The organism is Phytohabitans rumicis (genome assembly GCF_011764445.1).
Lineage (GTDB): Bacteria > Actinomycetota > Actinomycetes > Mycobacteriales > Micromonosporaceae > Phytohabitans > Phytohabitans rumicis.
On sequence record NZ_BLPG01000001.1, the window covers coordinates 9,412,105 to 9,438,303 of the forward strand.

The 26,199-nt window shown below is 71.2% G+C and carries 27 protein-coding genes; 15 read left to right on the forward strand and 12 right to left on the reverse strand.

Annotated features, from left to right (window positions below; genetic code table 11):
- Nucleotides 1-92: 92 nt before the first annotated feature.
- Both Prum_RS42615 and amaB read right to left on the reverse strand, forming a co-directional pair.
- Nucleotides 93-1,082, reverse strand: coding sequence for a pentapeptide repeat-containing protein (locus Prum_RS42615; RefSeq protein ID WP_173082961.1), 990 nt, complete (start codon nucleotides 1,080-1,082; stop codon nucleotides 93-95).
- Nucleotides 1,083-1,143: 61 nt separating this feature from the next.
- On the reverse strand, nucleotides 1,144-2,706 hold the full coding sequence (amaB, locus tag Prum_RS42620; RefSeq protein ID WP_173082963.1) for an L-piperidine-6-carboxylate dehydrogenase: 1,563 nt from the start codon (nucleotides 2,704-2,706) through the stop codon (nucleotides 1,144-1,146).
- Nucleotides 2,707-2,803: 97 nt separating this feature from the next.
- Here amaB and Prum_RS42625 point away from each other — a divergent pair, with 97 nt between their 5' ends.
- The 3 genes from Prum_RS42625 to Prum_RS52960 are packed head-to-tail and all read left to right on the forward strand — an operon-like array spanning nucleotide 2,804 to nucleotide 4,523.
- Nucleotides 2,804-3,541, forward strand: coding sequence for a PIG-L deacetylase family protein (locus Prum_RS42625; protein WP_173082965.1), 738 nt, complete (start codon nucleotides 2,804-2,806; stop codon nucleotides 3,539-3,541).
- Nucleotides 3,538-3,981 (forward strand): BtrH N-terminal domain-containing protein, encoded by a 444-nt coding sequence (locus Prum_RS52955; RefSeq protein WP_246278480.1) that lies wholly within the window; start codon nucleotides 3,538-3,540, stop codon nucleotides 3,979-3,981. The genes Prum_RS42625 and Prum_RS52955 overlap by 4 nt, the downstream gene beginning before the upstream one ends.
- A complete protein-coding gene (locus Prum_RS52960) occupies nucleotides 3,918-4,523 on the forward strand; it encodes a DUF4872 domain-containing protein (RefSeq protein ID WP_246278481.1) in 606 nt (201 codons plus the stop codon). The genes Prum_RS52955 and Prum_RS52960 overlap by 64 nt, the downstream gene beginning before the upstream one ends.
- Here the strand turns inward: Prum_RS52960 and Prum_RS42635 are convergent.
- The 3 genes from Prum_RS42635 to Prum_RS42645 all read right to left on the reverse strand — a co-directional run bounded on the left by Prum_RS42635 (nucleotide 4,520) and on the right by Prum_RS42645 (nucleotide 6,678).
- Nucleotides 4,520-5,773 (reverse strand): MFS transporter, encoded by a 1,254-nt coding sequence (locus Prum_RS42635; protein ID WP_173082967.1) that lies wholly within the window; start codon nucleotides 5,771-5,773, stop codon nucleotides 4,520-4,522. The genes Prum_RS52960 and Prum_RS42635 overlap by 4 nt on opposite strands.
- Nucleotides 5,774-5,845: 72 nt before the next feature.
- On the reverse strand, nucleotides 5,846-6,286 hold the full coding sequence (locus Prum_RS42640) for an iron chaperone (protein ID WP_173082969.1): 441 nt from the start codon (nucleotides 6,284-6,286) through the stop codon (nucleotides 5,846-5,848).
- Between the two features lie 35 nt (nucleotides 6,287-6,321).
- Nucleotides 6,322-6,678 carry a VOC family protein gene (locus tag Prum_RS42645; RefSeq protein ID WP_173082971.1) on the reverse strand — a complete coding sequence of 119 codons (357 nt, stop codon included), beginning with the start codon at nucleotides 6,676-6,678 and terminating at the stop codon, nucleotides 6,322-6,324.
- A gap of 124 nt (nucleotides 6,679-6,802) precedes the next feature.
- On the opposite strand from Prum_RS42645, the gene Prum_RS50280 reads away from it, so the two are divergent.
- The 3 genes from Prum_RS50280 to Prum_RS42655 are packed head-to-tail and all read left to right on the forward strand — an operon-like array spanning nucleotide 6,803 to nucleotide 10,732.
- Entirely contained in the window at nucleotides 6,803-7,708 is a 906-nt protein-coding gene (locus Prum_RS50280) for a LuxR C-terminal-related transcriptional regulator (RefSeq protein ID WP_218577637.1), read from the forward strand.
- Nucleotides 7,615-9,591 (forward strand): ATP-binding protein, encoded by a 1,977-nt coding sequence (locus Prum_RS42650; RefSeq protein WP_218577638.1) that lies wholly within the window; start codon nucleotides 7,615-7,617, stop codon nucleotides 9,589-9,591. Before Prum_RS50280 ends, Prum_RS42650 begins: the two co-directional genes overlap by 94 nt.
- A 7-nt stretch (nucleotides 9,592-9,598) precedes the next feature.
- A complete protein-coding gene (locus Prum_RS42655; RefSeq protein ID WP_173082973.1) occupies nucleotides 9,599-10,732 on the forward strand; it encodes a nucleotide disphospho-sugar-binding domain-containing protein in 1,134 nt (377 codons plus the stop codon).
- 212 nt (nucleotides 10,733-10,944) lie between these two features.
- Here Prum_RS42655 and Prum_RS42660 read toward each other — a convergent pair whose 3' ends face one another.
- Both Prum_RS42660 and Prum_RS42665 read right to left on the reverse strand, forming a co-directional pair.
- Nucleotides 10,945-11,490, reverse strand: coding sequence for a SigE family RNA polymerase sigma factor (locus Prum_RS42660; protein ID WP_218577639.1), 546 nt, complete (start codon nucleotides 11,488-11,490; stop codon nucleotides 10,945-10,947).
- Nucleotides 11,487-12,071 carry a permease-like cell division protein FtsX gene (locus Prum_RS42665; RefSeq protein ID WP_173082975.1) on the reverse strand — a complete coding sequence of 195 codons (585 nt, stop codon included), beginning with the start codon at nucleotides 12,069-12,071 and terminating at the stop codon, nucleotides 11,487-11,489. Before Prum_RS42665 ends, Prum_RS42660 begins: the two co-directional genes overlap by 4 nt.
- 195 nt (nucleotides 12,072-12,266) lie before the next feature.
- On the opposite strand from Prum_RS42665, the gene Prum_RS42670 reads away from it, so the two are divergent.
- From Prum_RS42670 to Prum_RS42685, 4 genes are all read left to right on the forward strand, one after another.
- The gene (locus Prum_RS42670; protein WP_173082977.1) at nucleotides 12,267-12,479 is read left to right on the forward strand and encodes a hypothetical protein; all 213 of its coding nucleotides are present in this window, start codon (nucleotides 12,267-12,269) and stop codon (nucleotides 12,477-12,479) included.
- A 77-nt stretch (nucleotides 12,480-12,556) separates the two neighbouring features.
- Nucleotides 12,557-13,093, forward strand: a complete 537-nt coding sequence (locus tag Prum_RS42675; protein WP_308785420.1) for an RICIN domain-containing protein — start codon at nucleotides 12,557-12,559, stop codon at nucleotides 13,091-13,093.
- Complete coding sequence (locus Prum_RS42680) at nucleotides 13,003-13,560, forward strand: hypothetical protein (protein WP_173072782.1); 558 nt, start codon at nucleotides 13,003-13,005, stop codon at nucleotides 13,558-13,560. Before Prum_RS42675 ends, Prum_RS42680 begins: the two co-directional genes overlap by 91 nt.
- Before the next feature lie 178 nt (nucleotides 13,561-13,738).
- Nucleotides 13,739-14,407: an NAD(P)H-binding protein gene (locus Prum_RS42685; protein ID WP_173082981.1), complete on the forward strand. Its 669-nt coding sequence runs from the start codon at nucleotides 13,739-13,741 to the stop codon at nucleotides 14,405-14,407.
- 243 nt (nucleotides 14,408-14,650) lie between these two features.
- Here Prum_RS42685 and Prum_RS42690 read toward each other — a convergent pair whose 3' ends face one another.
- Both Prum_RS42690 and Prum_RS42695 read right to left on the reverse strand, forming a co-directional pair.
- The gene (locus Prum_RS42690) at nucleotides 14,651-15,514 is read right to left on the reverse strand and encodes a TIGR03620 family F420-dependent LLM class oxidoreductase (protein WP_173082983.1); all 864 of its coding nucleotides are present in this window, start codon (nucleotides 15,512-15,514) and stop codon (nucleotides 14,651-14,653) included.
- Between the two features lie 47 nt (nucleotides 15,515-15,561).
- Entirely contained in the window at nucleotides 15,562-15,894 is a 333-nt protein-coding gene (locus tag Prum_RS42695; protein ID WP_173082985.1) for an ArsR/SmtB family transcription factor, read from the reverse strand.
- Nucleotides 15,895-15,971: 77 nt separating this feature from the next.
- Here Prum_RS42695 and Prum_RS42700 point away from each other — a divergent pair, with 77 nt between their 5' ends.
- From Prum_RS42700 to Prum_RS42720, 4 genes are all read left to right on the forward strand, one after another.
- On the forward strand, nucleotides 15,972-17,771 hold the full coding sequence (locus tag Prum_RS42700; protein ID WP_173082986.1) for a lysophospholipid acyltransferase: 1,800 nt from the start codon (nucleotides 15,972-15,974) through the stop codon (nucleotides 17,769-17,771).
- A 491-nt stretch (nucleotides 17,772-18,262) separates the two neighbouring features.
- On the forward strand, nucleotides 18,263-18,838 hold the full coding sequence (locus tag Prum_RS42710) for a TetR/AcrR family transcriptional regulator (protein WP_246278482.1): 576 nt from the start codon (nucleotides 18,263-18,265) through the stop codon (nucleotides 18,836-18,838).
- A 5-nt stretch (nucleotides 18,839-18,843) separates the two neighbouring features.
- Complete coding sequence (locus tag Prum_RS42715) at nucleotides 18,844-19,803, forward strand: threonine ammonia-lyase (protein WP_173082988.1); 960 nt, start codon at nucleotides 18,844-18,846, stop codon at nucleotides 19,801-19,803.
- A 32-nt stretch (nucleotides 19,804-19,835) separates the two neighbouring features.
- Nucleotides 19,836-21,959, forward strand: a complete 2,124-nt coding sequence (locus tag Prum_RS42720; protein ID WP_173082990.1) for an Hsp70 family protein — start codon at nucleotides 19,836-19,838, stop codon at nucleotides 21,957-21,959.
- 139 nt (nucleotides 21,960-22,098) lie between these two features.
- Here the strand turns inward: Prum_RS42720 and Prum_RS42725 are convergent, their stop codons facing one another.
- The 3 genes from Prum_RS42725 to Prum_RS42735 are packed head-to-tail and all read right to left on the reverse strand — an operon-like array spanning nucleotide 22,099 to nucleotide 25,616.
- A complete protein-coding gene (locus tag Prum_RS42725) occupies nucleotides 22,099-23,019 on the reverse strand; it encodes a toll/interleukin-1 receptor domain-containing protein (protein WP_173082992.1) in 921 nt (306 codons plus the stop codon).
- Nucleotides 23,020-23,048: 29 nt separating this feature from the next.
- Nucleotides 23,049-24,602 carry a Na+/H+ antiporter gene (locus Prum_RS42730; RefSeq protein ID WP_173082994.1) on the reverse strand — a complete coding sequence of 518 codons (1,554 nt, stop codon included), beginning with the start codon at nucleotides 24,600-24,602 and terminating at the stop codon, nucleotides 23,049-23,051.
- A gap of 57 nt (nucleotides 24,603-24,659) precedes the next feature.
- On the reverse strand, nucleotides 24,660-25,616 hold the full coding sequence (locus tag Prum_RS42735) for an alpha/beta hydrolase (RefSeq protein ID WP_246278483.1): 957 nt from the start codon (nucleotides 25,614-25,616) through the stop codon (nucleotides 24,660-24,662).
- A 94-nt stretch (nucleotides 25,617-25,710) separates the two neighbouring features.
- Between Prum_RS42735 and Prum_RS42740 the strand changes: the two genes are divergently transcribed.
- Nucleotides 25,711-26,160: a MarR family winged helix-turn-helix transcriptional regulator gene (locus Prum_RS42740; RefSeq protein WP_173082998.1), complete on the forward strand. Its 450-nt coding sequence runs from the start codon at nucleotides 25,711-25,713 to the stop codon at nucleotides 26,158-26,160.
- Nucleotides 26,161-26,199: the final 39 nt, after the last annotated feature.

Here is a 26,199-nt window from a genome sequence, read left to right on the forward strand (position 1 = left end):
GGTGTATGTCATGGGACCAGGCTTGCACGGGCCTGGCGGACCCGGGTTGAGTTCCTTGAAGTCCACCGTGGAGCGGCCGGCGTTTGGTAGCTTCACCCGTCAAGAGCAGGGCACCGGCTTCGGCACGGGGGATTGGAAAGTTGTTTTGATAGGTCGACACCAATCGCGCCGGTAAGGTCCGAGTCGCGCAGGTACGTGCCAAGGCTCGCCCCGGTGAGGTCCGCGCCGGCAAATGTCGACCCGGCCAGCAAAGCCCGGTCGAGATTCGCGTTTGTCAGATCGACGCCGGTGAAGTGCGTCCCGGTAAGGTGCGCGCCCACCAGGTTGGCTCCTTGGAAGATCGCGGGCCCCTGCTCGCCGTCGACGATGGCGCCGCCGAGGAACGCATGGTCAAGGCGGCCCGCGAGAAAATTCGCGCCGGTCAGGCGCGCGGATCCGAGTAGCGCACCGGTGAGGATCGTATTTTCCAGGATGGCGTTTTCCAGGTGGGCGCCGCTCAGGTTGACGCAACTGAGATCGGCCCCGTCGAGGTCGAGGAAGTTCAGACAGGTGCCGTGCAGATCAATGACCCGTGACCCGTCGTGCAGGGGATTGCGGTGGCCGATGGCGGACAGCGCCATGACCACGTCGGTGGGGACCTCCCCGCGCGTGCACAACGGTGCCCGGCCCGGTCGCCGGACAAGCGGGGCATGAGTTTGCACGAAGGTGGCCAGCATCTCCATGACGGCTGGGTGATCGTACGACGAGTCGTGGGCGATGCGACCCAACGCGTGGATGGCACCCAGCCTGATCTCCAGTTCGTCGCTGGCGAGTTGGCTGGTCGCGGTGGTGAACCGGTCCGCCATCTGACCGTTCACCGCGATGCGGATCTGGTCGCGTGTCGTCATGAACGACAAACCGGTGAAGGCGAGGGCTACCAGCGCGGTTATCGCCGAAACCGTGGCAGAAATCTGCGGCCAGTTTCCGCCGGGCTGTTTCGGCCAGTGGGGTGGTGGGTTTCTTCCTGGCGACCTCTGTTTCCGCCGAGACTTCGACCGCGTCGGCGACCATTTATCGCTGCTACTGCGGGCGCCGGCGTCCATGTTCGCAGAATACGTGTCCCCCTATCCGTGTCAGAGCGAAGTCATACGAAAGCGTCTCGGGTCAACCGGTGAAGCTGACGTTCTGAGCCAGCCGCAGTTCGCCGGAGTAGTTGACGGTGTTCGTGGCCCGGCGCATGTACGCCCGCCACGCGTCGGAGCCGGACTCCCGGCCGCCGCCGGTCTCCTTCTCTCCGCCGAACGCGCCGCCGATCTCGGCCCCGGACGTACCGATGTTGACGTTCGCGATGCCGCAGTCCGAGCCGTCCGCGGCGAGGAACCGCTCGGCCTCCGCCTGGTCCCGGGTGAAGATCGACGAGGACAATCCCTGCGGTACGGCGTTGTGCAGCGCAATCGCCTCGTCCAGCTCGTGGTAGGTGAGCACGTACAGGATCGGCGCGAACGTCTCCTCGCGTACCACGTCGGTCTGTGCCGGCATGCGGACCAGTGCCGGCTCGACGTAGTAGGCGTCCGCGGCCGTGTCGGCGAGCCGTCGGCTGCCGCCGGCGAGCACCTCACCGCCATCCCGGCGCGCCTGGTCGAGGGCCGCGCGCTGCCGCTGGTAGGAATCGGCGTTGATCAGCGGACCGACCAAGGTCTGCCCGGCGAACGGATCACCGATGGGCAGCGCGCCGTAGGCGACGCGGAGCTTCTCGGTCAACGCGTCCGCGACGTCCGCGTGCACGATCAGCCGGCGCAGCGTCGTGCACCGTTGGCCGGCCGTGCCGGCGGCGGCGAAGACGATCGACTGGGCGGTGAGGTCCAGGTCGGCGGAGCCGGTGACCACCGCCGCGTTGTTGCCGCCGAGTTCCAGGATGCTGCGGCCGAACCGGGCCGCGACACGCGGGCCGACCGACCGCCCCATCCGGGTCGAGCCGGTGGCGCTGACCAGGGCGATCCGGGGCGAGTCGACGATGTGTTGGCCCACCACGCCGTCACCCAGCACCAGCCGGTGAACGTCGTGTGGCGCACCGCTGTCGGCCGCTGCCCGCTCCAGCAGTGCGGTGCAGGCCAAGGCGGTGAGCGGGGTCAGCTCGGACGGCTTCCAGACCACCGTGTCGCCGCAGACCAACGCGATGGCGGTGTTCCATGCCCAGACGGCGACCGGGAAGTTGAAGGCGGTGATCAGGCCGACGACACCGAGTGGATGCCAGGTCTCCATCATCCGGTGGCCGGGGCGTTCGGACGGCATGGTGCGGCCGTACAGCTGGCGTGACAGGCCAACCGCGAACTCGCACACGTCGATCATTTCCTGCACCTCGCCGAGCGCCTCCGAGCGGATCTTGCCGGCCTCCACCGTGACGAGGTCGGCGAGCTCCTGGCGATGGTCGCGGAGCAGTTCGGCGAGCCGGCGGACCAGCACACCGCGTAATGGTGCCGGCACCTTCCGCCAGATCCCGAACGCGTCGTGGGCGGCAGCGACGGCGGCGTCGATGTCGGCCGTGCCGGCCGCGGCCACGTCGCGCAGGTCGCCGCCGGTGATGGGAGTACGGGCGGTCAGCGAGCCGGCGGGGCCGGTGCCGGGCGCCCAGGTCGCCTCGGGCCTGACACCACAGCGCAGGAGCGCGTCGAGAGCGCGCTCCCGCAGGTCGGCGGTGGTCGGCAGGGCGACGGTGCTCGTACTCATGGTCTCTGTCCTCTGATCGATGCGGCGCCGAGCGCGAAGCCGGAAGTTACCCTATCTTTGGCCTCCAAGATCGCTGTGCGGTGCGAAGGAGCGTGTGATGGGCAGCAGGGTCCTGCTGATCGGCGTCTACGGCACGGAGCTGGTCGACTGCGGCGGCGCGCTGGCCGCGAACACCGCCGCGGGTGGCAGCTCGCAGGCGGCGCTGCTGGTCTGCGACGAGCTGATGCGCGCCGACGTCGGAGCCGCGGCCGAGATCCTCGGCGTACCGGTGTATTTTCTCGGCTTCCAGCAGGGTCACGTCGCCGCCGACGAGGCCCACAAACGCGCCCTGGTCCGGGTGATCCGCACGGTGCGCCCGTCGATCGTCATCACCCAGGACCCCGAGCAGTCGCTGACCGACCTCGACCCGGACCGCCGCCCGGCCATGACGCTGATCCTCGAGGCGCTCGGCCTGGCCGGTCGCGGGTACGCCGCCGAGGACGGCCTGCCGCCCCACCCGGTGCCGACCGTCTACTACATGACCCCGTCCCGCCCCAACTGCGTGGTCGACGTCGCCCCGTACTGGCCGGTCAAGGTCGCCGCCATGAACGCCCTGCGCACGCAGCTGGAGTTCTCCGCCGCGCACTGGGAAAACCAGCTCAGCCCGGCCGACCTCGGCGCGCTCGTGCCCGGCTACGCCAACATCGCCGACCCCTACGAGCGCGGCCGCGCCCTGCACGAGGTGCTCGACAGGGCCGCGCACATCTACCACGGAGCCGGACACCACGGCCGGTACGCGTTCGCCGAGGCGTACCGCCGCGACGGCGACTTCCATCTGTCTACCCTCATCGAATGATCATCGAGAACGTCTCGTTCCCCGCCGGTCAGCACTGCGAGACCACCACGCTCGGCGCTCTGCTGCGTCACGAGGGGCTTGACCTGTCCGAGCCTATGCTGTTCGGCCTCGGTGAGGGTCTGGGCTTCGTCTACTGGGACGCCAAGAACATGGACTTTCCGTTCCTCGGCGGCCGCACCAAGCCGACCGCGATCACCCGTACCGTGGCCGACCGGCTCGGCCTGGCGCTGCACATCCAGGAGACCGCCTCGACCCGTACCGCCTGGCGCAACGTCGCCGCCGCCCTCACCGCCGGACGCCCGGTCGGCCTGCAACTGGACTCCTACCACCTGGACTACTTCACCACCAAGGTCCACTTCGGGGCCACTTCGCCGCGATGTACGGCTACGACGACACCCACGCCTACCTGGTCGACACCGCCCAGCAGGGCGGCACCGTGACGACCACGCTGACGAGCCTGGAACGGGCCCGCAACGAGCGCGGACCGATGGCCGCCCGCAACCTCTCCTACACCATCGCCGCCCCCGCCGGCCGGCCCGACCTGGGCGACGCCATCCGGGCGGCCATCCGCGACAACGCGCACGCGTTCCTCAACCCACCCATCGCCAACCTCGGCCACCGCGGCATCGGCAAGGCGGCCGGACGGGTGGCGCGGTGGCTCGACCGCTCCAGCGACCCGTCCCGCGACCTCCCGCTGGCCGCGTCACTGATGGAACGCGGCGGGACCGGCGGCGCCCTGTTCCGCGCCATGTACCGCGACTTCCTCGCCGAATGCGCCACCATCGTCGACGACGACAACCTCCGCCTCGGCCACCGGTTGTACGCCGAGATCGCTCCGCTGTGGACCGAGGTCGCCGGCCACATCACGGCAGCCGGCGAGACCGGCGACCCGGACCACCTGACCCGCGCCTCGGCGATCCTCACCGAGCTCGCGGACCGGGAACGCCACGCCATGCAGACCCTGACCGGCATCCGGCCCTAAGCGGTCAGGTCCGGTGAGGTCGTTGACGTCGCGGTGCGGACGGTTCGGCTCAGCGTCGCCGCGAGCGCGAGGACGGCGAGCCATCCGGCCAGGACGAGGGTCAGTGCCGGCGCCCCGAGCACGGCGATCAAGGCGCCACTGACCAGGGCCCCTATCGCCGCGCTCCCGGTGGTGAGGGCGTCGATCGCGCTGGTGACCCTGCCCCGCAGCGCGTCGGGGGTGACGGCGAGCCGGTAGGAGTCGAGGGCGACGTTGTAGATCGGCGAGACCACCGACTCCGCGAACGCCACGACCAGAAGCAGCCACCACGTCGGCGCCACCGCGTAGAACGGAAAGGCCAACGCTTCGACCCACAGCATCGTGATGGACAGCGCCCCGAGGGGAAACCGGCGGGTGAGCGCCGGTGCCAGCAGGCTGCCGAGGAGCGCGCCGGCACCGGCGCCGGTGAACACGATCCCGACCTGGGTGGGGTTCGCGTCCAGGCGCTGGGCCAGCATGATGATCAGCAGGTAGCCGGCGCCGTACCGCAGGCTGTCCGCCGCGTCGATCACGGCCAGCGTCCGGATCACCGGCCTGCGCCACAGCCAGGCCAGGCCGTGACCGATGTCGGCCACCAGTACGCGCGGCGAGGCTGACGCCGTGGCCCGCTCCTGCTGGAAGTCGGCGCGGATGGCCCGCAGGGCCGCGGCCGACGCCAGGAACGAGGCGGCGTTGAACGCGAACGGGAACGTGCGGCCCACGGCGTAGGCGAGGCCCGCCACGGTGCCGCCGAGGATGCGTAGCGCGTTGGACATCGCCCCGACCGTCCCCAGCGCGGCGGGCAGGTCGGTCTTGGTGACGATGTTCGGCAACGCGGAGCTGTTCGCCGCCCCGAACAGGGTGCTGAGCACCCCGTTCAGCACCGCGACGAGGTACAGCTGCGGCATACCCAGCGCGCCGAACGCCGCGGCGATGGGGACGGTGGCGGTCAGCGCCCCGCGGCCGACCTCGCACCAGATCATCGTGCTCTTGCGATCCCACCGGTCGGCCAGCGCGCCGGCCACCGGCCCGAAGACCAGGTAGAGCACGGTCTGCAGACCGAGAATGACACCGGCCTCGATGGCGGACCCGGTCAGCGTCACCACGAGAAGAGGCAGTGCGAGGAACTGAAGCTGGTCACCCAGCTGCGAGACCAGCCGCCCGCCGATCAGCAGTTGGAAGTCGCGCTGCCGCCACAGGTTCCGGGGCGAGGTCGAAGTGAGGCTGTCCATGGTGAGGTCCTGTCGATATCGCAGCCAGGACCGTAGCCGGGGCGCCGTGCCGACCTCAAGCAAATATCGACCTCAGCTCGTCGCCTGCTTCACGAGCGCGCCGATTCTCGCCTCGTCGGCGGGCGTCAACCGGGTCAGCGCGAAGGAGTTCGGCCACATGGCGCCGTCGTCGAGGGTCGCCACGTCACTGAAACCCAGCGTCGCGTACCTCGTCTTGAACTTCTGCGCGCTCTGGAAGAAGCAGACGACCTTGCCGTCCTTGGCGTACGCGGGCATCCCGTACCAGAGTTTCGGCGTGAGCGTTGGCGCGTTGGCCTTGATGATGGCGTGCAGGCGCTCGCCGAGGGCGCGGTCCGACTCCGGCATCTCGGCGATCTTCGCGAGTACCTCGCTTTCGCCGTCCGCGTTGGCCGCGCGCGCGCCGCGGCGGGACGTCGCCTTCAGCTCCCGGGCGCGCTCTTTCATCGCGTCCCGCTCCTCAGCGGTGAATCCGTCGTACGTCTTGTCCTTCATGGCGGGGTTCCTCTCCTCCGGGTCCTACGAGTTGGCTATCGGTCCTGCAGCAGTCCGAGGACGTTGCCGTCGGGGTCGGTGACGGTGGCCACCAGGCGGCCGCCGCCGACATCCCGCACGGGCTCCTTCACGGTGGCGCCCGCGGCCGTCACCTCGGCGAGCTTCACCTCGATGTCCGGAACGTGCCAGTAGGCCACCGGCGAGGTCATGCCCTGCGGCCCGCCGCCCGGCACCAGGCCGATCTGCTGACCCTCGACCTCGAAGCCGACATAGTAGGACGAGTCGGTCTGTGGCGAGGCGCCGAGCAGCGCCGCGTACACCTCCTTGGCCTTAGCCAGGTCGGAAACGGGATGCAGCACGGTCTTGATCCCCTGGGTGGCAGAGCCGGTCATGGTCACTCCTGATCTCGTGAAGCTTGTCTTGCGAAGAGCCTCTCCCGGCCGCGGCCGGCCCACATCCGTGGTGACCACGGGGACCACCACGGAGCCGACCCACGGGTACGGCAGGATGGAGCCCGTGGTGGCTCAGGCGGGGATTTCGGTCCGGGAGGCTGAGGTGCTGTCCCTGGTCGGGGAGCACCTGAGCAACGCGGAGGTCGGCGCGCGGCTGTACATCTCCGTGCGCACCGTCGAGACGCACGTGTCCTCGCTGCTGCGCAAGCTCGGTGCGCCGGACCGGCGGGCGCTCGCGCAGGTCGCCACCGAGTGGAGCCGAGTCGCCCGCGGCGGCAAGGCGGCCTCGGCGCTGCCCTCGCCGGTGACGTCGTTCGTCGGCCGGGCACAGGAGCGGGGAGCGCTGGCCGAAGCGGTCACCGCCCACCGGCAGGTGAGCGCGGTCGGCCCGGGCGGGGTGGGAAAGACCCGGCTGGCGCTGGCGGTCGCGGCAGCGGCGGCCGGCGACTTCGCCGACGGCGTGTGGTTCGTCGACCTGGTCCCCATCACCGACCCGGCGATGGTCGGAGCGGCGGTGGCCGCGGCGATCGGCATCGGCGAACAGCAAAACCGCACCATGGACGAGTCGGTGATCGCCGCCCTGGCCGACCGGCACGCCCTGCTCGTACTGGACAACTGTGAGCATGTCCGGGACGGCGTGGCACCGTTCCTGGAACGGCTGCTGGCCGGCTGCCCGCGGCTGACCGTGCTGGCCACCAGCCGAGCCCGGTTGATGGTGCCGTTCGAGCGCGTCTACCCGATCCCGCCGCTGTCGTTGACCGGCGACGGCGACTCGGACGCGGCCGCGCTGTTCCTCGAACGGGCCGCGGCGGTCGGCTGGCCGCTGGCGCCGGAGCAGCACCAGCAGGCCGCCGAGATCTGCCGGGGCTGGACGGCGTGGCGCTGGCGATCGAGTTGGCGGCCGCCCGGTTGCCCGCGCTCGGACTGGACGGCCTCGCCGACGTCCTCCCCGACCAGTTGCGGCTGCTGACCGGCGGCGCCCGGGTCGACGACCGGCACCGCTCGGTGCGGGCCATGCTGGACTGGAGCCACGCCCTCCTCGAGCCGCAGGATCGGACGCTGCTGCGCCGGATCGCGGTCTTCGTGGCTCCGTTCACCGTGGACGCCGCCGGACAGGTTGCCGGATTCCCTCCGGTCGAACCGGCCGCGGTCATGGACGGGCTGGCGCGGCTCGCCGAGCAGAGCCTGCTGGCGGCGACCCCTTCGGCCGGCGGCACCCGCTATCGCGTGCTGGAAACCATCCGCCAGTACGGAACCGAGCAGCTGTCCGGCGCCGACGAGCTCGACGGTGTCCAATCTCGACACTTGCGCTGGTGCATATCCAGCGCGGCCGACCTGGTCGAGGGGATACGGGCGGCCGACGGGCCCTGGCGGGTGCGGTTCGACGCGATCGCCGACGATCTGCGGGCCGCGCTCGGCTGGGCGGCCGGCGTCCCCGAGCACCGCGCCGGCGCGTACCAGTTGGCCAGCTCCTTGGCCGCGCTCGCCTTTGCCCGCAACCTGGTCGGTGAGGCGCAGCAGCGGTACGAACAGGCGGCATCGCTGGCCGGCGAGCCGGTCGCCGCGGGGTCGGCGCTCCGGTCCGCCGCGGCGGTGGCCGGTTGCCGGATGCGTGGTGAGGATATGTACCGGCTCCACCGCGCCGCCGCGGACGCCGCACGGAGCGCCGGGGACCCCGCCGGGGCCGCCCGCGACCTGGCCACGGCCGCGGCCACCGTCTACCGGTTCTCCGGCACGTTCTCCCAGCCGCCACCGCCGGGCGAGGCCGCGGCGCTGCTTTCCGAGGCCCGCGAGCTGGCCGGCGACGACCCCGCCGCCCAGGCCGCGATGGCCCTGGCCGAGTGCGGGGTGCTCAACGACGCCGCCGACTCGGATGCGGCAGGGGCGATCGCGCGGGCGCGGCGGGCGGTCGACCTGGCCCGCCGGACCGGCGATCCGCTGGCCCAGAGCGCGGCCCTGGACGCGCTCACCGCCGCCCAGTGCTGGGCGGGCGACACCTTCGCCACCGCGGACACGACCCGCCGGCGGGTCGACCTGCTCGCCTCGGTGCCGGTGACGCCGGCCAGCGCGCATGAGCGGGCGAACGCGCTCTCCGAAGCGGCCGAGACCTGCGTCGGAGTGGGTGACCTGGTGGGCGCCCGCCGATGGGGCGAGCAGCTTCGCGACCTGCCGCTGCTGGCCGAACGGGGTGACTTCGCCACGTCCCGGCTGCTGGTGGCGGATGCGCTGGCGGGCAACGTCGACGACGTGCTCGCCGGCAGCCGGCGGTTCCTGGACGCGTGGGAACGCTCCGAGAGCCTGCACGCGCCCAACTTCGCCATGGCGGCGGCCGCGGTAGCGATGGTCCACGGCCTGCGCGGCGACGACGGGGCGCGAGCCGAGTGGCTGGCCATTGTGGACAAGCTCGGATTGGCACCGGAGCAGAAGGCCGGCCACAGCGCGGTATTCGACGCGATCGTCCTGCTCCACCGCGGGCGGGCCGACCGGGCCCTGGCGGGGTTGAAGGCCGAGCCCGCCGAGATGGACGAGTGGGTCATCTGGGTGTGGCTGCACTGGTACGCCGCGCTGCGCGCCGAGGCGGCCGCGCTCACCGGGACCCCCGACGCGCGCCACCGCATCGCCGCCGCCCGGTCGATCGTGGCCGGAAACCCGATCGCCGGCGCTCTGGTGGAGCGGGCAGCGGCCCTGCTCGACGGCGACCAGGACCGGATGCTCGCCGCCGCCGCGGCATTCGACGCCGCCGGCTGCCGCTACCAATGGGCGCGGACGCTTGTACTCACCGGCGGTGAGTATGCCGCAACCGGCGCCGCGGCCCTTTCCGACCTCGGCCTGGCGCCGACGTACGTGGAATAGTCGTCGCGTGCGCGTACTGTTCGTCTCCACGCCCGGCATCGGCCACGTGTTCCCGATGGTTCCACTCGCATGGGCATTGCGCAGCGCCGGCCACGACGTGCTCGTCGCGACCGCCGGCCCGGCGCTGGCCGTCGAGCGGGCCGGGTTGGCCGTGGTCGACGTGGCAACCGGGTTCGCCGCCGACCGCGCGCGGCGCATGCGGGAACGGCCGGAAGTCATCGAACGGCTGCGGTCGCTGCGCGGGCAGAAGCTGCGTGACCTGCGGCAGGCGATCGACTACCTCGCCGTGCTGTCCAACGTCTTGGTCGACGGTGCTCTCGACGTTGCCACCGCCTGGCGCCCGGACCTGCTGGTGCAGTCCCAGATTGACGGCGCGGGCACGGTCGTGGCCAGCAAACTCGGGATCCCTTTGGTAACACACGGATTCGGCCTCGCCCGCACCGACGGGATGGCTGAGCTGTACCGCGACCGCATGGCGGAGGCGTTCGACCGCCACGCGGCCGCCGACGTTCCCCAACGCAGTGCCACGATCGACGTCGCGCCCCCGAGCATGCTCGACGGCCCGGTGTGCGGCTGGTCGATGCGGTACGTGCCCTACAACGGAGGCGGCGTGCTGCCGGACTGGTCACGCCAGCCGGCCGTCGACCGCCCCCGCATCGCGGTAACCCTCGGCACCCTCGAGCCCGAACGCGGTGGGCTCGACGCCGTACAGCAGATCATCGCCGCCGCAGCGGCACTGGACGTCGAACTCGTGCTCGCCCTCGGCGACATCGACACGTCCACGCTCGGCGCCCTCGCTCCGCACGTGCGCGTGGCCGGCTGGATTCCGATCAACACGCTTCTTCACTCCTGCACCGCGATCATCCATCACGGCGGCGCGGGCACGACGCTGACGGCGCTCGATGCCGGAGTGCCGCAACTGGTCCTACCCAGCGGTGCCGACCGCCACATCAACGCGAGCGCGGTCCACGACAGAGGCGTGGGAATCCACTCGGAGACCGGCAACGTCGACGGCGCCCAACTCCACCGTCTTATCCACGACAGCGCCCTGCGCGACACCGCCGCCGAAGTCCAGGCCGAGATGCGGGCAATGCCCAGCCCCGCAAGCCTGCTACCACGCCTGACCGCCTTGACCGAGTAACTGATTGTCGATAGCAGGGCGGGTCGAGAGGGGAAAATCGAAAGATGTTGAGCTGCCGCGACGCCCGTCGCGGTCCAGGCCGTTGCTCCCGCGGCCGCACCCTCCGCGATCCACAACCAAACGGTCCGGCGTCCGTATTGCGGTCGCTCAAGTGTTTCCTGCAGGGAAGCAGAGCAAAGCGCTTCGGGACCGCACCCCACGTCGTACGCCGCTCAGGTCCAGATGAACTCCTCGCCCAGCAGCGCGCGCAGCCGGGTGAGCGCCCGCGCGCTTTGGGTCGTGACGACCGACGCGGAGACGTCGAGGATCTCGGCGACCGTCTCCACGCTGTGGTCCTCCCAGTAGCGCAGCACGACGATCGCCTGGTCGCGGATCGGTAGTGTGGCCAGCGCCCGCATCAGCGTGACGTGCACCTCGACCGTCGCCTCCCGCGGCCGCGCCGCGGACTCGGGCAGCTCGGCTACCACCACCTCGCCGCTGCTGCGCCGCTTGCGCTGGTCGAAGATGGCGTTCATGAGCACGCGGCGGCTGTACGCGTTGAGGTTGCCGCTGCGCCGGACGCGCCCCCAGGAGGCGTACATGCGCGCGAGCGCCGTCTGTGTCAGGTCCTGGGCGAGGTGCCAGTCGCGGCACAGCAGGTAGGCGGTGCGGCGCAGGCCGTGCGCGGTCGCCGTGACGAACTCGGTGAACTCCTCGTCCCGGGCGGCTTGCTGTCGGCGGCGGGCCAGGCTCCACCGGGCGATCGGACCCTCGGTCACTCGCCTTCCTCCGTCCCCTGGAGACGGTCGCACACCGTGCGGACGACGCCCTCCACTCCCGGCCGCCGCTGGAGCTCCTCCTCCATCGGCAGGCTCTGCTCCGGCTGGGCCAGCGTGACCCGGAACGACTCCGGAATCTGCCCACGCTTGACGGCAGCGAGCAAGTCAGGCGCGTCCCGATACGTCTCCTTGAACTTCTCGTAGGTCGCCTCCCTCGTCTCGAATCGCACCTGCCGGACCCGCGGGTCGGACCGCAGCGACTCGTCGAGGTCGGCACGCTGCCGATCGGTGACGTCCTGTCTCAGAAAGACGGCAATCTCGTCCTGCACCTCGACCGGCTGGCCGCACCCCGACCTGCTCGCCAGCGACATCGCGGTCGGCGCTGAGGGTGGCGCGGTGACCACGTCCACGGCGACGACGGCGGCGAGCGCGATGACCACCCCCGCCACACCGCCTGCCAGCAGGCGCCGGCGGCGGCGACGTCGCCCAAAGGCCATGGCCTCCCGGGCCAGGTCACCAGGAGGCGGAACGGGCTCGTCACTGAGTGCTCGCTCGAAGAGCACCCGAAGGTCCTGGTCCATGGCTCGCTCCTGTCGTGTGGTTGCCTTCCTCCTCTATGACTGGGTGGGCCAGCCGATCGGTCACACACACCTGTCTGCCTCATTGGCGGGTGTCCGGTAGCTGACAGGCCACTCATCCGATCGGCGCCTATCGCTACCCCGCAGTCGGAGGCCACTATCGGACGGCAAAGGGCATATAGGCGTCGGAGGAGCACAGTGGACGAACAGCATGCGGAGTGGGTGAACGGGCCCACCCTCGACCTCTCTGATCGACCGGTCGGCCGGGTGCCCCGCCAGTACGTGCCGCCGGATGCGTCCACGCCGGTGCCGCGGATGATGCGGGCCCGGCCGCTGTCCGACATGGCTCGCACCCGGGTCATCCCCGCCGACCGGCTCGTCAGGGGGTCCCGCAACCGCGGCCAAGGGTGAAGGATCGCTGACGCTTGCATCTATTGATCTGGATGGGTAGGTTCACGTCCAACCCCATGAGGAGTTGGCGAATGTCAATGCCCCGACCCCTCCGCCCGGTCCTCGCCGCGGTCGCCGCGGCCGCCACCGTACTGGTCGGCTCCCTGCTCGCGGTCGCCGTCGCCGACCCGGCCTCGGCCGCCGTCGGCGCGGTCCGCGGCGTCCCGTCCGGCCGCTGCGTCGATGTGCCCGGCGCGAGCAAGACCAACGGCACGCAGGTGAAGCTGTACGACTGCAACGGCGGAAGTAACCAGCAGTGGAACTACACCTCCGGTAAGCAACTGCGGGCGTACGCGGGCACCAAGTGCCTGGACGCGTACAACAACGGCACCACGGCCGGCACGCAGGTCGTCATCTGGGACTGCACTGGCGGCGCCAACCAGCAGTGGAACCTCAACAGCACCGGGACCATCACCAGCGCCCTGTCCGGGCTCTGCCTCGACGCCAGCGGCGGCGGCACCGCCAACGGGACAGCGATCATCCTGTGGACCTGCAACGGCGGCGCCAACCAGCGGTGGAGCAGTACCACCGGCGGCGCCGGCTGCCCGGGGCCGGCGGCATCACCTACACCCTGAACCGTGCTTCCGCGCCGACCGCCGACCAACTGGACTCGTACAACCGGATCACCGAGGCGATGAACCTGGCCCTGACGGTCTACAACTGCTACCTGAGAATCAGCAAGTCGCTGTCGATCTACTACGAGCCCAGCGTGCCGACGGCCGACGGCAACTACAACGGCACCATCCGCTTCGGCGCCAAGTCGACCATGGTGCAGGCCACCGCCCAGCACGAGATCGCGCACACCCTCGGCGTGGGCACGTACGGCGGCTGGGCCTCCCGCGTCTCCAACGGTCGGTGGACCGGCAGCAACGCGATCAACCAGCTGCGCGCGCTGGACGGCAACTCGTCGGCGGTGCTCTACGCGGACGGTGCACACTTCTGGCCGCACGGGCTGAACCAGGCCAGCGAGGCCACATCCGCGGACGAGTACGTCCGGAACGTCAAGATGGTCGCGTCCCTCCGCCAGGACATGGGCCTCTAGATGATCTATTCCAAGGGGTACGGCCCGCCGCCGTCCACCTCTGGCCGAGTTCTTCACCGACTGGCGGCGATCATGGGGCTAGCCGCGCGAAGAGCGCTCTCAGTGCTGCCTAGCCCATGATCACCGCGAGTTGGCGACGTACGACGGGCCGGGCCCTCAGCGCTCTAGGGTGTAAAGGATGCGGGTCGTCATCGCGGGTGGTCACGGCAAGATCGCCCTTAGCCTGGAACGGTTGCTGTCTGGTCGGGGCGACTCCGTGGCCGGCTTGGTGAGAAACCCGGACCATGCCGCGGATCTTGTCGCTGCCGGTGCCGAGGTCCTGATGGTGGACCTGGAGCACAGTTCGGTCGAGCAGGTCGCCGAGCACCTGCGGGGCGCCAGCGCCGTGGTGTTCGCGGCGGGCGCGGGACCGGGCAGCGGAGCAGCGCGGAAGGAGACTGTTGATCGCGACGCCGCGATTCTGCTGGCCGACGCCGCCGAGGCGGCCGGCGTACGGCGTTACTTGATGATCTCCTCGATCGGCGCTGATGCGCAGGCTCCGGACAACGGCCGCGACCCGGTGTTCGTCGCCTACCTGCGTGCCAAAGGCGCTGCCGACGAGGCGGTACGCGGCCGTGCCGGGCTCGACACCACGATTGTGCGGCCGGGCATGCTCACCAACGATCCGGGCACCGGTCGGGTCACAATCGCCGACTCCACCGGGCGTGGCCGCATCGCGCGCGAGGATGTCGCCGCGGTGCTGGTCGCCCTGCTGGACACCCCTGACACCGGCGGCCAGACGTTCGAGCTCGTGGGCGGCGACACCCCGATCGCGGCAGCGGTGGCGGCCCGCGTGCCGGCCCCGTAACGGGCGCTTTCCTGCCGGGCTGGTTTGGACGCCCAGAACAGTTGGTGGCCGCTGTCCGCCTCCGGAACGAACTCTTCGGTGTCGACGCGTAGGCCCGCCTGGTCGATCCATTCGCGGTAGGTGGCCCCGTCGGCGTGGCTCCACCACATGGTGGCGGCGCCACCCAGCCGCCGGGACGCAGCCAGGTGGCGATGCGGGTGATCAGCCGCGGCTGGCTTTCGATCTCCGTGGGGTCGGGCGGGGTCACGCTGACTCGGGCAGGAGCGCCTCACCGAGCATCCGCCAGTACGGCAGCGCCGACTGGTCCGGCTCGATCCCGATCACCTGCACGGCGACGTGGTCCGCGCCGGCCGCGACGTGGGCGCGTAGCTTGTGCACGATGGTGTCCAGGTCGCCCCAGAACACCAGGTCGTCGACGATCCGGTCGCTGCCGCCCCCGGCGATCTCGTCGTCCGAGTAGCCCAGCCGGCGGAACTTCGCGACGTTGTACGGCGTGGTCAGGTACGGGTGCAGGTGCTCGCGCGCGAGCGTGCGGGCCCGGTCCGGGTCGGACTCGAACAGCACCGCGTGTTCCACCGCCAGGAACGCGTCCGGCCCGAGGATCTCCCGCGCCCGCGCGGTGTGCGCCACGTTCACGTGGTACGTCTGGGCGCCGGCCGAGCGATCCCGGGCCAACTCCAGCATCCGGGGCCCGTACGCGGCCAGAATGCGGCGGACGCCGGCCACCGGGTTGGGTGTCTGGAGCGTGTCCAACTGGTCAAGGTATTCGATCATGGCGGCCACGGGCTTGGTCCCGGGCCGCGGCTCACCGCCGAACCCGAGCCCGAGCACGTGCCGGTCCGGGTACGCGTCGGCCAGCAGGAGGCTCGCGCCGTACGTCCATCGGGCACCCCGCGACCAGATCTGCGCGATGCCGTTGACGATGGTCATCCGCTCGGTGCTGGCGAGCAGGTACCCGGCATGCGTGAACGCCTCGCGCCCGAGCAGTTCGGGAAACCAGAACGCCGGCCAGCCCTGCGCCTCAAGCTCCTGGATCGAGTCGCGGATCCGTGCGGCCGGCTGGCGCTCGAAGTCGAACGTGTACACCCCGAAGGTACCTAGATCCATTGGCCCAACATATCGGAGTATCGCGGAATTACGATGTGAGGCTCGTCCTAGAGCGTCTGCCCCAGCTCGGCGACGAGCCGCGCGATGCGCTGTTCGTCCCGCCGGTAGTGGGTCCACTTGCCCACCCGGGTGGCCCGGACCAGGCCCGCCCGCTGCAGCTCGGCCAGGTACGCCGACACCGTCGACTGGGCCAGCCCCGCCTTGGCCTGGATGTGCGTCACGCACACGCCCACCTTGATCGGGTCGGCGATCGCCCCTTGCAAGGAAAAATTGCGCTCGGGCTCGCGCAACCAGGACAGCAACTGCAGCCGGATCGGATTGGCCAGCGCCCGCAGCGCCAAGACCAGGTCAGGATCGGGTACGACCTCGGTCTGCGTCATACGGCCAAGGGTAGATATTGTTCTTGCAGATTGGCCACGGCACACACTGTTGATCGCGCTCACCAGCGAGGTGGTTGATGAATCGTCGGCTCTCATCGGACACCCCTGAGGTCGTCCAGCTGCTGGCCGACGACGGGTTCGCCGGTCGGCTGGCCGAGCTGGCCGGCTCGCTCGGCCGCGACCCGGGCGAGGTGACCGCCGAGGCCGCCGGCTATCTGCGCGAGATGGGTGCGATGCACAGCGCGCGAGCCATGAGCGCCTGGTCCAGGTTCACGACGTGGATGTTCCGTGCGCACGAGCTGCTGGTGGACGAGGAGGCCGCGCGCCGGCTGCACCGGCTGGACCGCAAGTATTCGCTGCTGTTCCTGTTCTCCCACCGGTCGTATTTGGACGGTGCGGCGGTGCCGGTGGCGCTGGACCGGCACGGGCTCGACCCGGCGTTCACCCTGGGCGGGTCGAACCTCAACTTCTTTCCGGTCAACCACCTGGCCCGCCGCTCCGGCATCGTCTACATTCGACGGTCGACGCACGACCAGCCGGTGTACAAGCTCGCGTTGCGCGCCTACATCGGCCAACTGATCCGTAACCGCAAGAACCTCAGCTGGTCCATCGAGGGCGGGCGGACCCGCACGGGCAAACTGCGGCCACCGACGTACGGCATCGTGCGCTACGTGGTGGACGCGATCGAAGCCGCCCCGGACACCGAGGCCCTGATCGTTCCCGTGTCCATCGTGTACGAACAGTTGCACGAGGTCGGGTCGATGACCGCCGAGGCGCGCGGGGCCAGAAAGCGGCCCGAGGACGTTCGCTGGCTGATCAACTTTGCCCGGCTGCAGACGAACCGGCTCGGCCGGGCCTACCTGGACTTCGGCGAGCCCGTACCGCTCCGCGAGCGGATGGCCGAGCTGCGCGGCGCGGACCAGCAGGGGCGGCACGTCGTCGAGCGGATCGCCCTGGACACCTCGCACCGCATCAACCAGGCGACCCCGGTCACCGTCACGGCGGTCGTCTGCCTGGCGATGCTGGCCGCCGACCGGGCGCTGACCCTGGACGGGGTGCTGGACACCGTCGCGCCGATGGCCGGCTACATCGAGTCCCGGCGCTGGCCGGTGGCGGGCGCGGCGAACCTGACCGACCGGGCCACGATCCGCCGTACGTTGCAGGAGCTGGTCGCCTCCGGCGTGCTGACCAGCTACGACGGCGGCACCGACACGGTGTGGGTGATCGGTCCGGGCCAACACCTGGTGGCCGCGTTCTACCGCAACACACTGATCCACATGCTGGTCGACCGGGCGATCGGCGAGCTCGCGCTGGTCGCCGCGACGGAAGGTGGTCCGGACGGCCTGGCCACGGCGACCGAGGAGGCGCTGCGGCTGCGTGACCTGCTGAAGTTCGACTTCTTCTTCGCCCGCCGCCGGGACTTCGCCGAGCAGATGGCGCTGGAGCTGGCGATCATCGAGCCGGGCGGCGGCGACGGGCTGCACGAGTTCACCCCGGCCAACGCGCGCCGCTGGCTGGAGCAGGGCCGGCCGCTGGTCGCCCCGCTGGTGCTGCGGCCGTTCCTGGACGCGTACCACCTCGTCGCCGATCGGCTCGCCGCCGCCGACGGCGAGGAGGTCGACGAGCCGCGGTTCCTCGACGAGTGCCTGCGGGTCGGCAAGCAGTGGGCGTTGCAGGGGAGACTGGCCAGCGAGGAGTCGGTGTCGCTGGAACTGTTCAAACCGGCGCTGCTGCTGGCCCGTCACCGCGGTCTGCTCGATCCGGGCGCACCGGATCTGCGGCAGCGTCGCGTGGACTTTCGCGACGAGCTGCGCGAGACGGTCCGCCGGGTGGCGGTGGTCGCCGAGCTGGCGCAGCAGCGGCCGGCTCCCGCCTGAGCCGTGCCGCGGCGCCGCGGAGCACGCCGGGTACCAGCCGGCGATGGACGGCCGACAACGGTGGCCACACGCCATGGCCCAGGGGCCCGCGATAGTGCACGAAGGTCCGCAGCGTCACCCGTCCGCCGGCGGTCTGTACCAACAGGTTGGCGGTCAGGAACCAGGAGGCGGCCTCGAGCCGGATCCAGTCTTCGCGGCGCGCGCCGATCAGCCATCCGGCCACGGTGGCCGGCGAACGTCCTCGGCTCAGGCGTAGACCGAGCACGCCGCGCCAGATCAGCAGTTCCGCGAGGCTGGGGGTGTCGCCGAACATCGCGCGGGCCCACCGCTCCGGTGTCGCGTCGATGTCCGTGGAGAGGGTGAACTGGTCGGCGTAGTCGATGTCGGGTAGCGAGCTGAAGTCGGTCATCTGACGGCCTCCGTTTATCTATACGCTGCCGTATAAAAGCAGGCTAACCCATGTTGTACGGTGGCGTATATAGGAGAGTGAGGTGAGGCACATCGTGGGCGCGACGCGTACGCCGCGGGAGGGGTGGATCGAGGAAGGGCTGCGGGCGCTCGCCGCCGGCGGCCTGGACGCCGTCCGGGTCGAGGTGCTGGCCAAGAGACTTGGCGTCACGAAGGGCGGGTTCTACGGGTACTTCGCCGATCGTGAGGCGCTGCTGGAGGCGATGCTCGACGCCTGGGAGCGGGAAAGCACCGACGAGGTGCTCGACCGGATCGAGCGCGAGGGCGGCGATCCGCGCACCAAGATCCAGCGCGCCGGCATGCTCACCTTCTCCAGCGACCGCCTGCTGCCGACCGACCTCGCGATCCGTGACTGGGCCCGGCGCGACGAGGCGGTCGCCGAGCGCCTGCGACGGGTGGACAACCGGCGCATGGCACTATTGCGCGAGATGATCGGCACCTTCTGCACCGACGCCGACGAGGTCGAGGCCCGCAGCCTGCTCGCCTTCTGCCTCGCGATCGGCGAGCACTTCCTCGCCGCCGACCACGACGGCCGTACCCGTGCCCAGGTCCTTGTCCGCGCCGCCGACCTGCTGCTCGATCGCCGCACGAGTAGGTGATGTAGGTGGGCGAGACGCGCTTGGACCTCGACCGGATCCGTTCGGCCCGGCAGGTGATCGACCCGGTCTTTCTGGACACACCGCTGTACGAGTGCGGGCCGCTCGGGCGCCGGCTGGGTTGCGCGGTGAGCGTCAAGCTGGAGACGGCCAACCCGGTCCGCAGCTTCAAGGCGCGGGGCACCGAGCTGGTGACGAGCCTGCTGACGGGTAACGGCGCCGGAGAGGTGGTGTGTGCCAGCGCCGGGAACCTCGGTCAGGCGCTTGCCTGGTCGGCTCGCCGCCGCGGCGTCCACGCGACGGTGGTGGCGTCGCGGCAGGCGCCCGCCGCGAAGCTCGACGGGATCCGTGCCCTCGGCGCCGAACTGGAGCTGGTGGATGGCGACATCGAGCACGCCCGCGAGCGGGCGGACTGGATCGCGCGGCGACGCGGCATCCGGCTGGTCGAGGACAGCCTGGACATCGAGACCTGCGAGGGTGCGGCGACCATCGGCCTCGAACTGGCCGCCGGCCCGCCGTTCGACGCGGTCCTGATCGCCCTGGGAGGCGGCGCGATGGCCACCGGCGTGGGCCACGTCCTGAAGGCGTTGCGGCCCGAGGCCGAGGTGATCTGCGTGCAGCCGGCGGGCGCGCCGGCGATGACCCGCTCCTGGCACGCGCGGCGGGTCGTCACCACCGACTCGGCCGACACGATCGCGGACGGTGTGGCCGGGCGCCACCCCATCCCGGAGGTACTCGACGACCTGCTCCAGGTGGCCGACGACGCCGTCCTGGTCCAGGAAGAGTCGATCGTCGCGGGGATGCGGGACCTGCTGGACCTCGCGGGGCTGGTCGTCGAGCCCTCGGCCGCCCTCGGCGTCGCCGCCGTCCTGGAGGACCGCGAACGGTTCGCCGGCCGCCACGTGGTCACCGTCATCTGCGGCGGCAACGTCGATCCCGGCGCCTACCGCCGCTGGGTCCACGCGTAGCGGCATTGCCGGGCGACGATACGGTGGCCCGCGTGGCGGCAGACGGGACCCTCGGCGTCGACTTCGGCACGACCCATACCGTTGCGGCGCTCACCGGTGCGGCCGGCCGCGTGCAGCCCATCCTGTTCGACGCCAACCTGCTGCTGCCGTCGGCGGTCTACGGCGCCGCGGACGGCGCTCTGCTGGTGGGCCGGGACGCGGAGCGCACCGCCCGGCTCGACCCGGCACGCTACGAGCCGAACCCGAAGCGCCGCGTCGACGAGCGGACCGTGCTGCTGGGGGAGCGCGAGTTCCGGGTGGTCGACCTCGTCGCCGCGCTGCTGCGGCGGGTCGGCGACGAGGCGGCCCGGGTCGCCGGCGCATTGCCCGGAAGGCTGGTGCTGACCCACCCGGCGCACTGGGCCGCCAGTCGCCGCGCGGTGCTCACCGAGGCGGCCGAGGTGGCCGGCCTGCCGGCGCCGGCCATGGTGCCCGAGCCGGTCGCCGCCGCGGCCTACTTCTCCACGACGCTGGGCCGGACAGTGCCGCCCGAAAAGCTCCTCATCGTGTACGACCTGGGCGGCGGGACGTTCGACACCAGCGTCCTGCGGCAGCGGCCGGGCGGCGGGTGGGAGGTGCTGGCGAGCGCCGGCCTCGACGACGTGGGCGGCCTGGACCTCGACGCCGCCCTTGTCGGTCAGTTGCGCGGTAGCGTCGGCGGCGCCGACCCGGATCGCTGGCGGCACCTCGTCGAGCCGGGCGGCGACGAGGTCGCCCAGCGCCGCAGCCTGACCTTCTGGCAGGACGTGCGGGCCGCGAAGGAGCAGTTGTCGCGCAGCTCTTCGGCGCTGGTACGCGTGCCGCTGTTCGAGACCGACGCCATCGTCACCCGCGAGGAGTTCGAGCGGGCCGCCCGGCCGTACCTGGAGCGCACCGTCGACCTGACCGCGGCGACGCTGCAGCGCGCCGGTGGCCGTCCGGACCAGGTCGCCGGGGTGTTCCTGGTCGGCGGGTCGAGCCGGATCCCGCTCGTCGGCACACTGCTGCACCGGCGGCTGCTGGTGGCGCCCACGGTGATCGAGCAGCCGGAGCTGGTGGTCGCGCTGGGCAGCCTGGCGGGCGCCAGCGCGGCCGAGCCTGGCGCCGCCGGGTCGACCAATGCCGGGTCGCCGCACCACGGTCCGGCGGCGCCGGACACTTCGCCGCCGCCGAGCATGGCGCCGCCGGTACCGCCGGCGCCGGTGCGGGTGGTGCGGCACCGGGTCTGGCGGCTGCCGGCGGTGTCGGTCGCCCTCGTCGCCGCCATCCTCGTCGGGCTGTACGGCTGGCAAGCGTGGTCGGCGGCCGGCCGGGCCGGCGACGGCAACCGGCCGGACGGCGCCGGCGCCACCAGCGGTCAGGCCGCCGGGCCGGACGGCGAGCAGCGAGTCCAGGTCGACCGGGCGGTGTGGTACACCGGGCTCAAGGTGACCGTCGGCACCGTCAGCCACCGCCCGAACCGCCAGCCGCCACTAGTCGTCGACGTCCGGCTGGACAACCAGTCCGGTGAGCAGTACGACCTGTGGCGGCTCAAGGTCTTCGTGCAGACCGGCAGCCGGTACGTCGAAGGCGCGGTGACCGAGTCGAACCCGGTGCCGTCCGGCGCGGCCAGCGACTACCACCTGGAGTTCCCGGTCGATCGGCTGGACGGCCCGCTCGCCGCCGCCGCACTCGTCTTCGGTCGGGGCGAGGAGGCACGGTCGGTGCTGCCGCTCGGCACCGGCAAGGCGGTCACCAACGAGCCCCGCGTGGTGCTCACCGACCTACGGATCACCCACCGGGACCTGGAGTTGGCGTTCACCAGCTGCGATCTGCGGGCCGACTTCTCCGCCCGGCACCGACAGGCAGCCCGGGGGTACGCCGTCGTCGGTTGCCGGTTCGACGTGCGGTACACGGGACGGGGCCTGCACTGGTTCCGGGTGGAGCATCTGCGGCTCAAGCTGCCCGACGGAACGCTCACCAGCGCCCCCGAGCCGCCCTACGAGCTGATGACCGACAACGTCGTACATCCCGGTGTGTACGTCGGGTTCGCCGTCAAGTGGCCGGCACCCGGCCGGTACGTGCTGCAGGTGGTCGACCCGCACGACGACGAGAAGGCGTCGGCGGCCAACACCCGGGACGTGCCCTTCACGCTGTGACCCCCGGCGCCCCTTTCTCCGCCGATCAAGGGCAAAAGGTCGTGCTTCGATCTCTGATCCACGACCGTATGCCCATGATCGACGTACTTTTCCTTGATCGCCGAAAGGCGATTTGGCGAATGGTTCGTTGGCTCGCCAATTAGTCGCCGAACGGTCGTATGCCCTCCCATTTCTCGGAAAGCGGCATGCCAATATCCTGCGCCGCGTGGACGATGCGCCGCCGGGCAATGATCGAAAGGCGCCCGTAAAGCTCGTCGGCGAACGCTTGGCGGGCCGGCAAAGGCTCGCCTCCCTTGATCACGGCGATCACGGCGTCGCGTTGGTAGTTGGAGTTGTCGATCGACAGGGCGAGCGGCAGCACCAGGTCGGAGGAGATGCCGGCGCGGATGAGCGCCTGGGCGACCCGGTGCAGCCGCTGGCGGGTGATGTTCGCCCGCGGCTCGCCGCTTCGCTCATGCAGCGCGGACAGATCCTCCTCGCGGCCCGCTTTGATCAAGGCGAGGATGACGTCGTCGGGCACCTCTTCGGGGCTGGTTACCAGCCGTTCCAGTTGCGCGTCGGCATCGGCGGCGGCCTGCTCCACGCGGGCCTCGGCCGCCCGCTCGACCAGGGCGGTCGCGAGCCGGTAATTGTCGTGATTGCCCGTCGCGACCGCGTCGAGGAACGCCGTCATGGACGAGCGCGAGGAAAGGTCGCCGATGATTGACGCCCGCATGGGCTCGAATACGTCAGCCAGGGCGACGCCGAGCCGCAGCACGTAGGTGGGCTTTTCCGCCGCCCAGAAGCAGGCCCACTCGGCCGCCATCCACGGCCGGGTGCTGAATTGGGGGGTCAGCACGGTCACGATCGCGGCACAGTCCACGATGGCGGATCGGATGTCCGGCAGCCAATGGTCGCCTGGTCGAAGATCGTCGGCGTCGAGAAAGACGTCCCCGACTCCGGCCCGTCCGAGGATGTCGCGCAGCACCTTCGCCACGATCGTGTCGTACGCGGCATGGCTGAGGAAGATCTTGCGGCCCGCGGAGGTCGTCGGCATGGTCCATTTTGGATAGTCCTGCATGTACCCGCCATCCCCTGATCGGGTTCGGGTCAGTCGCCCGGGTTGTCGGCGAGGCTGGCGTCCTCCAGGTCGAGGGTCCGTTGCAGCCGGCGCCGGGTGGTCTCGGTGATGAGCGCGGTCTCGTGCAGCCTATGCAGTTCCCGGCTCTCCACCGCGATCAGCTCCCGCCGCACCTTGCGGTACGTGGGCTCGATCGAGTCCTCGGCCTCGCCGGATGGGTGGACCTGCTCGACGCGGGCGTTCAGCGACCGTCGTAGCCGGCGGCTGACCGCGTCGGGGACCGCCTGCAGGTCGTCGAGTTCGTCCAGGCGGTCGCGGGCGGCGCGGGCCATGTGCAGCCGGGCGGTGGCGTCCTCGTCGCGGGCGCGCTGCGGGGTGACGGCGATGCCGGCGCGGCGTACCAGCGGGCCGAGGCTGAATCCCTGGACCGTCAACGTCAGCACGATGACCGCGGTGGTGATGGTCAACACCAGCCCGCGATGTGCCAGCGGGGCGCCGTCGTCGGTGGTCAGCGGGATGGACAGGGCCGCGGCCAGCGGCAGCACGCCCCGCGCGCCGGCCCAGGAGACCACCGCGGGCGCCGCCCACGGCGGCCGGCTGCGCGGGCGCATGACCAGGGACAGCGGAAACACCCACAGCGCCCGGACCGCCAGCAGGGTGGCCGCGATCGCGAGCACCTGCCACGGCAGGTCACCCAGCGAGCCGTTCAGGTCGTCCAGGAGCGCCGGCAGCGCCAGCCCGATCAGGCTGAACACGACGCTCTCCAGCAGGAAGACCACGGTGCCGTACACGGCGTGCAGTTGCAGGCGGATGCCGGCGTTCGTCAGGTGCGGTGCGAGGCCGCCGAGGATGACGCTGGCGACCACGACGGCGGTCACGCCGGACACGTGCAACGCCTCGGCGGCCACGTAGGCGGCGTACGGGGTGACCAGCGCGATCACCGTCTCCAGGATCGGGTCCTCGGTGCGCCGCCGGATCAGGGCGACGCCGGCCGCCACGACCGCACCCACCGCGACGCCACCCCCAGCCAGCAGCGCGAACTGCCCGGCACCCCACGCCCAGGACACCGCGCCGCCCGCGACGGCCGCGGCCACCGCGACGCGTACCAGGACCAGGCTGGTGGCGTCGTTGAACAGGCTCTCGGCCTGGATCAGGGTCTGCACCCGCGCGGGCAGCGGCAGGCGTCGCCCGAGCGCGGTCACCGCGACCGGGTCGGTGCTGGCCAGGACCGCGCCCAGCACAAACGCCATCGACCCGGACAGCGGCGTCACCGCCACGGCGATCGCGCCCACCGCGGCGGCCGAGGCCAGGACAAGACCGATCGCGAGTACGGCCACCGGCCGCCACACGGCGCGCAGCTCCCGCCAGGACAGATCCTCGCCGGCGGCGTACAGCAGCGGGGGCAGCACCACCAGGGACACGATCTCCGGGCTGACCTGCACGGCCGGCACCCCGGGCAGCAGGCCCACGACGACGCCGGCCACCACGAGCAGGGAAGGCGCCGGCAGGCGCAGCCGGCGGGCCGACACCGCGACGACGGTGGCGAGCGCCACCAACACCAGAACCGCCTCGAAGCTACGCACCGGAGCCTTCCCGCCGACGTGATCGCCGTCAGGTTAGCCCGCGCCCGGACGCCGGATTCATGGCTTGGCGTGCAAGGCGTCCCGCAGCGTGGTGGCGGCCTGGTTGATGGCGGCCGTGGCGGCGCTCGTGTCGCGCAGGGCGTTGAGCATCACGAAGTCGTGGATGATGCCCTGGTACCGCACCGCGGTCACCGGCACGCCGGCCTGCCGCAGCTTGTTGGCGTACGCCTCGCCCTCGTCGCGCAGGACGTCGGCCTCGGCGGTGATGACGAGGGCCGGCGGCAGGCCGGTCAGGTCGTCGAGGCTGGCGCGCAGCGGCGACGCGGTGATCTCGGCACGCTGCGCCGGGTCGGTCGTGTACTGGTCCCAGAACCACCGCATGGCGTCCCGGCGCAGGAAGTAGCCCTCCCCGAAGCGGCGGTACGACGGCGTGTCGAACGCGGCGTCGGTCACCGGGTAGAAGAGCACCTGCTGCACGAACTGGACCCCGCCGCGCCGCTTGGCCAGCACGGTGAGCGCCGCGCTCATGTTGCCGCCGACGCTGTCGCCGGCGATCGCGATCCGGGCCGGGTCGAGCCCGTGCGCGGCCCCGGACCCGGCGATCCAGGTGGCGACCGCGTAGCTCTCCTCGATCGCGGTGGGGTACTTGGCCTCGGGGGACAGGCTGTAGTTCGGGAACACGACCGCGGCGTCCGCGCCCACGGCCAGCTCGCGGACGAGGCGGTCGTGCGTGTGCGCGTTGCCGAACACCCAGCCCGCGCCGTGGATGTAGAGGATCGCCGGCAACGTCCCGCTGGCCCCGGCCGGGCGCACGATCCGTACCGACACGCCGCCGCCCGGCCCGCCCGGCACGGTCAGGTCCTCGACGTCCACCGCCGGCTTGTCCACCTCGCCGGCCTGCACCTCGTCGACCGTCGCGCGGCCCGCCACCGGGCCCAGGTCGAACAGGTAGGGCGGGTTGGCGGTCGCGTCCGCGAACTCCTGGGCCGCCGGCTCCAGCACGATGTCGCTCATCGTCATCTCCCATCGGGTTGACCATCTGCTGCCGAAACCTAGCCCACGATTACCTCGTGCACAAGATAAACGTGTACGTGATAACGTTTGTCACATGACCACCGAGGTGCACGTGTCCGACTCGCTCGCGCTGGACGACCAGCTCTGCTTCGCCCTCTACGCGGCGTCGCGCGCGGTGACCGGCGTGTACCGGCCGCTGCTGGACGAGCTCGGCTTGACGTACCCGCAGTACCTCGTGCTGCTGGTGCTGTGGGGCCGGGGGAGCAGCCCGGTCAAGGACCTCGCCGCGGCCCTGCACCTCGACTACGGCACGTTGACGCCGCTGCTCAAGCGGCTGGAGTCCGCCGGATTCGTCCGCCGCGAACGCCGCAAGGGCGACGAGCGCACCGTCGACATCGTGCTCACCGCCGACGGCAAGGCACTGCGCGACCGGGCCCGCCGCCTCCCGCCCGCGATCTCCCAGGCGATGGGCCTCACCACCGCCGAGGTGGACACGCTGCGCGCCCTCCTCCGCAAGGTCAGCACCAACATCGCCACCCCGTAGCCCTCGCACCCTCCCACGCGAGCCGTGCGCCCGGCGAGC